Below are 6,690 nucleotides of genomic sequence, written 5' to 3' on the forward strand. Positions count from 1 at the left end.
AAAATAAAAATCGGAGCAAGACTGACCTTGCTCCGACGAGGTGGCAGGGGAGACGCGACTCGAACACGCAACCCTCGGTTTTGGAGACCGATGCTCTACCAATTGAGCCACTCCCCTGCGACGATTTTTATTATAGCAGACCTCTCCGGACTTAGTCAAGGGCATAATGGGATTTCCTTCTCAAAGAACTCGATCCCTTTGGCACAATCCCAGTCATTGTGGTACAATATTGTGGGACTACATAGTGGCGAATATTCGATGAGATGAAGTAGGAAAGGGATGAGTTATCGTGAGAGAGCTAGGAAAGGTTCCTGTTGGCATATCCGGTCGCCATATTCACGTTTCTCGAGAGGATCTAGAGACTTTGTTTGGGGAAGGCTATGAGCTCACCCCACTTAAGGAGCTGTCGCAACCGGGGCAGTTTGCCGCCGAAGAGGTGGTAACCCTCGTTGGACCCAAGGGAGTACTGCAGAAGGTCCGGATTCTCGGTCCTGTTCGGGGCAGCACCCAAGTGGAGATCTCTCGCACCGATGGATTTACCCTGGGCATCAGGCCGCCAGTACGGGAGTCCGGTGACATCGAAGGTTCTGCTTCAGTTACCGTTGTTGGACCCAAGGGTTCCATTACCCTCAAGGAAGGTGTCATTGTCGCCAGTCGTCATATCCATATGAGTCCCGATGACGCCGCCAAGATGGGTCTGAAGGATAAGGACACCGTTGATGTGAGAGTTGATGGAGACAGAGCATTAACCTTTAACAACGTCTTGATTCGAGTCCGGGAAGATTTTGCCCTAGACTTCCACGTGGATACCGACGAAGCCAACGCCGCTGGCCTCAACAATCAAGATATGGTTACTGTTCTCAAGGCGGACTAGCCCCATTGGCTGAAGTACAGCTGACATCGGAGGGAATGCATCATGCCACTGTTTGAATTCAAATGCAAAGCCTGCGGCGACAAGTTTGAGGAGTTGGTCACCTCCAAGACCGAAGTCAAGTGTCCCAACTGCCACAGTGGAGAAGTTGGCAAGGTGGTCTCGACCTTTGGCTTTCGCTCTAGCGGTGGCGCTGCTGCTTCCGGGGGAGGATGCAGCAGCTGTGCCGGTGGAAGCTGCGCCAGCTGTCACTGAGACAGGTTAAATTGAGATATCGATCAGAAAGCCTCTCATGTATACGGATGGGGGGCTTTTTGCTTTGTGAGCCCCTGGATTTAGTATGACTTTCCCCAAGATGAAGGCCACAATAAAGGAGCCTCCCTGACTACATGCAGGGCAGCCCCTTTATTGTGGGCCTGACGGCCTGTCTAACCCAGTGAAGCCAACTTCCTTGTTCCGGCTTTCATCGCAGTGAGTACATCGGAAAAATCACGGAAGGGTAAGAAATCGATGCCCTTTTCCTGACAATACCGGGCTAAGCTGCTTTTGGCAAATAAGATATCGACGTGAGCGGCAGGGCACTCATCGGAAATTCCGTCACCTACATAGACAACCTGGACAGCGGGATCGGCCTTCACTTCCCTTACTCTGCTGAGCTTGCAGTTACCGCATTTGCCGCAGTCATCGGAGGCGTAGGGAAAGCGTATTGTCGCTCCTTCGGCGGTCATGTTAATCTCGTTGGAACGGAAGGGAATGTGGCTGAGGCCATACTTGTTCAGCATCAGTTTGACGTACAAATCCAGTCCATCGCTGACTATCTCCAGGGGATATCCCTGGTCTTGGCACCAGGCGGCAAATTCCGGAAAATGGGGATCAAGGGCCATTTCTTCGTCCACAAACTTCTCAACCACCTCTGCCGGTGTATTCCAATGCCGATAGATGGCCGGCAGGTATTGTCGGGACTTGGCGCCGGTAGCTAGGATCTCATCCTCAATTTGACGCCAATCTACCGGTGAGAATTTGTCAAGGATACATACCTGGACATCTTGCATTGCAGTGGTACCATCAAAATCCACAATGAACCAATATTTGCTTGGTGAGGTTGCCGCATCCTGCGCTGATTTGGGATTGATTTGCAATACCGTCTCCCCTTTCTCTTCCTGACGATGAGGACCTGATGACAGGAAACTCCCCTTCATCTTACCACATGCTAACGCTGGAAGAAAGAAAGTCTAAGTGTTGACCGATGTTAGTCGGGATAAGGCAGGAGATATTGGGAGCTGCCGAAGAATAGAGTTAAGAAATAATTGCTAAAGCAAACTTGAAATAACTATGCGCCAGAGGGAGGAGTCAGGGTGGATACAAGGCAGTTGCTGCGCGAGTTATCCGAGGGCACCGGTGTCTCCGGGTATGAATCCAAAGCCATCGATATTCTCCGCAACTATGCGGCGGATATAGCCGATGAGATTCGAGAAGACCCTTTGGGAAACTTGCTCATCTTGAAGAAGGGCAGTGGGAATCAGCCCAGGCCCAAGGTAATGTTGGCCGCCCATATTGATGAAATAGGCTTAGTGGTGACTAAGGTGGAATCCGGTGGGTTTCTCCGCTTTGCTCCCATGGGTGGTGTTGATCAGAGGGTGCTTCCGGGGCAGGAGGTCATTGTCCATGGGCGCCGGGATCTAAAGGGAGTCATTGGTGCAAAGCCACCCCATGTCCAATCGCCCGGAGAATCCAACGAAGCATACAAGATGGAAGATCTGTACATTGACCTAGGGATGAGCACTGAAAAGGCCAATGAGCTGGTGGCTGTAGGCGATATAGTGACCTTCGCCCGAGAGATGATTGACTTGCAGAACCAGCGTCTGGCAGGTAAAGCGATAGACGACCGATCCGGGGTCGCGATGATGATGGAAGCCTTGCGTCATCTGCAGTATATGGACCATGTTTGTGACGTTTATGCCGTGGCCACAGTGCAGGAGGAAGTCGGTTTGCGGGGAGCCACCGTGGGAACCTACGGAATTGTCCCTGACTTGGGGATTGCCATCGATGTCGGACACGGTGATATGGTGGGAGTGCCTAAGGCTGATACCATACCCTTGGGCAAGGGTCCAGGAATTGGCTACGGTCCCCACGTTCACCCCAGAATCTTTGACAAGCTGGTGGAGATTGCCAAGGAATGGAATATTGACTACTCCGTGGAAGTTTCCAACCGCCCGGGGGGAACCGATGCCTTTGCCATTCAGGTAAGCCGGGCAGGGGTTCCAACGGTGTTACTCTCCCTCCCACTGAGATACATGCATACTCCGGTGGAGACCTTAGACTGGAAGGATGTGGAGGCCGGAGGACGTCTCTTGGCCCTGTTTATCTCACAGATTACGTCAGACTGGGTGGAGGGATTGCGATGCTTTTAAAGCGACTATGTGAAGCACCGGGGGTTCCCGGTCGAGAGGATGCTGTCAGGGATCTTATCCGGGCAGAAGTGTCGCCTTTGGTCGACGAAGTATTTACCGATGCCCTGGGTAATCTCTTCGCCCATAAGAAGGGTAAGGGCCCGAAGGTGATGCTCGCTGCCCATATGGACGAAGTGGGGTTTATCATCACCTCCATCGAGGACAACGGCAGCCTGGGCTTTAAGACTCTTGGGGGGATCGATCCCAGGGTGATGGTGGCCAAGTCAGTAGCCGTTGGTGCCGAGGGTATCCCCGGGGTGATCGGAGCCAAGCCCATTCACCTGCAGCAACCCGACGAGCGCCGCAAACCGATTCCGCTGTCACAGATGTTTATTGACATCGGGGCTAAGGATCGGGCTGAAGCAGAAGGGCTCGTTAAGTTAGGGGACTTTGCCGTTTTTACCACCAAGTTTGAGGAGTTCGGAGAGGACAGCTGGAAGGGTAAAGCCTTCGATGATCGGGTTGGCTGTTCTGTGTTGATTGAAGCGCTGCGGCAGGACTATGATCTCGATTTGTACGCGGTGTTTACCGTCCAAGAAGAAGTGGGTCTGCGGGGTGCGGGAGTGGCAGCTTACCAAGTCAACCCCGATGTAGCTTTGGTGGTGGAGGGTACCACAGCCTCAGACGTTCCGGGGATTCCCGCCCATCGACACGCTACCACCGTGGGAGAGGGTCCAGCCCTGACAATGATTGATCGAACGGCTATTGCCTCCAAGCCGGTACAGACTCGCTTGTGGGAGGTGGCCAAGGCCAAGGGGATCAAGTGTCAGCACCGGCGGTTCACCAGCGGTGGCACCGACGCCGGAGCGATTCACCTGGCCCGGGAAGGAATTCCTACCGCCACGGCAGCCTTGCCCTGTCGATACATCCATTCCCCGGTTTCCGTGGTGAATAAGAGGGATTACCAGGGCTTGGAAAAGCTGGTGGTGGAGTTCTTGCGCAGTATTGAGACCGACGGTATTCCGCAATAAGCCCAGTGAAGGAGGTGAACGCACGAAGGCGTTGCTGACAAGGAGCGCTTTTGTGCGATAACATGAAAGAACTAATTAGACGGCTAGTTGAGTCCTTTGGACCGGCGGGTTGCGAGGGTCCGATTCGACGGGTAATCGAAGAAGAGATTCGACCCTATGTCGATGAGATTAGAATTGACAAGATGGGTAACCTCATTGCCACCAAAAAGGGTAACGGCGAAGGCAAAAGGATCATGCTGTCGGCCCACATGGACGAAATTGGCGTTATCGTCACCCACATCGACGAAAAGGGATTCCTGCGCTTTTCCAACATCGGCGGCTTGTCTGCCTTAACCCTTTTGGGGCAAAGAATTGTTTTTGAAAACGGCACCCTAGGTGTCGTTGGCAGAGAGAAGTTAGACAGCGTCAAGGACCTGACTTTAGAGAAGATGTTTATCGATATTGGCTGTGCTACCCAAGCAGAAGCAGAGGCCAAGGTTAGCATTGGTGACATCGGCGCGGTGCAGCGGGAGATGATGGATTTTGGCGACAATATCGTTGCCAAGAGCCTCGACGACCGCATTGGCTGTGCGGTGCTAATCGAAGTTGCCAAGCAGCTGGAGGCACCGGAGAATGACCTATTCTTTGTCTTCTCCGTACAAGAAGAGGTCGGCTGTCGTGGAGCACAGGTGGCGGCCTATGCCCTGGAGCCGGACTTAGGCATCGCTGTGGACGTAACCGCTACGGGAGACACGCCCGAGGCTGCGCGGATGGAAGTGGGCCTTGGCAAAGGGACCGCGATTAAGGTGAAGGATCGCTCCTTGGTCACCCATCCGGCAGTGAAACAAATGATGGTGGACTTGGCCCGAGAATTTGATATTAAGTATCAGATGGAGGTCTTGGAGTTCGGCGGTACCGACGCTGGAGCAATTCACCTCACCCGAGCAGGCGTTCCCTCTGGTGTAGTGTCCATCCCCTGTCGTTATGTGCACAGCCCCTCGGAAATGGTGTCAATGACCGATGTCAACGCCAGTGTGAGCCTAATCAAGGCAATTGTTGAGGCTGATTTGAGCCGATGGATCTAGTTAGCTTCCTTGACCCCCAGGAAAAGAGCGGCTTTATAGAGATGCTGGAGCCGATCTTATCTAATCACCCAATAAAGGACGATCCTCTGGAGGTGTTGGGGGTTTCCCAGGGAAAATGGCTGCAACTGGAAGCGGCAGGACTATCATCTTTGTCCTGCTGCTTCTTTGCTCATGCTGCCCTGCAGGCAATGTGCCGGGTGAGGGGCATTGCCGGCGATGGGGTAGCGGAAATGTTTGTGGCCTCCCTCTTTGAAGGCCAGAGATGCTTTGGCGATGCTAAGGCTCAAGCTCGCTTGGGGCATTGGCTAAAGCTGCGGACGGCAGCGGTAATTGATCAACTGGTGGAGAAGGGGCAGCAATTTCTTCGGGCCGATGATTTCGCCGGGACTTTGGCGAACTTGATTCGCGGTAGAGAAAGGGATGCCTGCAAACAACAGCGTCAAATCGACGCTGACTTTACGCAACAGGTGCTGTTAACCCAGGTCTATACTCCCGCCTGGATAGTTCGGTTTCTGATGGATTCTGCCCTGGAGGGATGGGATCCTACGGCAAAGCCGCAGCTAATTGATCCTGCCTGCGGTTCCGGCCGCTTCCTTCTCTATGCATTGGATCGCCTCGGCAAGTTAGCATCGACAAAGCCAGCCCAGCAATCTGTCACCGCCGAGGCGGTAGTGGAACAGCTGATGGGATGGGAGATTGACCCCCTGGCCTTGGCGATAGCTCGGTGTCAATTGCTGATCAAGGTTTCCTATCGCTTCGGCGAAATTCCCGGGCCCAGACTGGTCCAAACCATCTGTCAACGAATCCTTCGACCTGGTCCGATTTCTCCGTCGGCTCCCGGGCTCTTCGCACAGTTAGGGAGTCTAGTAGATGGCCGAATCAGCAGGGATTATCCCGATGTCTTTACCCCACCGGCGAGCTGGGGTGGTAGTGACAAGTTCCAGGTGGTGGTGATGAATCCACCCTACCTAGACAAGCGAGAATACCCCAAGGGATTAAGCGAGATTCTCGCCAAGTATTACCCCGCAGGGCGGGGAAATCTTTATGGCGCCTTCCTCTCTCGGATGGTATCTCTGACCAAACCGGGAGGGAGATGGGCGGTAATCGCTCCCCAGGGTTGGTTGTTCTTAAAGACCTTTCGCCACCTGAGGGCTGAGATCTTAGCTGACAATCAGATCGACTTGCTCGCGCACTTTGGCACCGGAGTCTTTCCCACCACCGTAGATACCGCGGCGGTGGTTGGCACCAGACTCCCGAGCCAAGAGAGAGACCTAAAGCCCTGGTGGGCCACCTGCATCGATCTTCGAAGGGAGACAGACAAGCAAAGGGGGCTG

7 protein-coding genes and 1 tRNA gene are annotated in these 6,690 nt (G+C 53.8%); 6 read left to right on the forward strand and 2 right to left on the reverse strand.

Translation table 11 applies throughout. The features are described from left to right. Positions 1-41 precede the first annotated feature (41 nt). Positions 42-117 (reverse strand) — tRNA-Trp (locus tag GX030_03140). Positions 118-286: 169 nt separating this feature from the next. On the opposite strand from GX030_03140, the gene GX030_03145 reads away from it, so the two are divergent. Together GX030_03145 and GX030_03150 are read left to right on the forward strand one after the other, a co-directional pair. Then, on the forward strand, positions 287-874 hold the full coding sequence (locus GX030_03145; GenBank protein ID NLV91375.1) for a phosphate propanoyltransferase: 588 nt from the start codon (positions 287-289) through the stop codon (positions 872-874). A gap of 42 nt (positions 875-916) precedes the next feature. Next, positions 917-1,126, forward strand: a complete 210-nt coding sequence (locus GX030_03150; GenBank protein ID NLV91376.1) for a zinc ribbon domain-containing protein — start codon at positions 917-919, stop codon at positions 1,124-1,126. A gap of 173 nt (positions 1,127-1,299) precedes the next feature. Here the strand turns inward: GX030_03150 and GX030_03155 are convergent, their stop codons facing one another. Continuing rightward, positions 1,300-2,010, reverse strand: a complete 711-nt coding sequence (locus GX030_03155; protein ID NLV91377.1) for an MtnX-like HAD-IB family phosphatase — start codon at positions 2,008-2,010, stop codon at positions 1,300-1,302. Between the two features lie 216 nt (positions 2,011-2,226). Here GX030_03155 and GX030_03160 point away from each other — a divergent pair, with 216 nt between their 5' ends. The 4 genes from GX030_03160 to GX030_03175 all read left to right on the forward strand — a co-directional run. After that, entirely contained in the window at positions 2,227-3,282 is a 1,056-nt protein-coding gene (locus tag GX030_03160) for a M42 family metallopeptidase (GenBank protein NLV91378.1), read from the forward strand. Beyond that, positions 3,273-4,292 (forward strand): M42 family metallopeptidase, encoded by a 1,020-nt coding sequence (locus GX030_03165; GenBank protein NLV91379.1) that lies wholly within the window; start codon positions 3,273-3,275, stop codon positions 4,290-4,292. Before GX030_03160 ends, GX030_03165 begins: the two co-directional genes overlap by 10 nt. Positions 4,293-4,354: 62 nt before the next feature. After that, positions 4,355-5,356, forward strand: a complete 1,002-nt coding sequence (locus tag GX030_03170) for a M42 family metallopeptidase (protein ID NLV91380.1) — start codon at positions 4,355-4,357, stop codon at positions 5,354-5,356. Next, the coding region (locus GX030_03175; GenBank protein ID NLV91381.1) for an SAM-dependent DNA methyltransferase at positions 5,347-6,690 on the forward strand (1,344 nt) is incomplete at its 3' end. The genes GX030_03170 and GX030_03175, both read left to right, overlap by 10 nt.

This window comes from Bacillota bacterium, from assembly GCA_012727955.1.
Taxonomy (GTDB): Bacteria; Bacillota; Limnochordia; order DTU087; family JAAYGB01; genus JAAYGB01.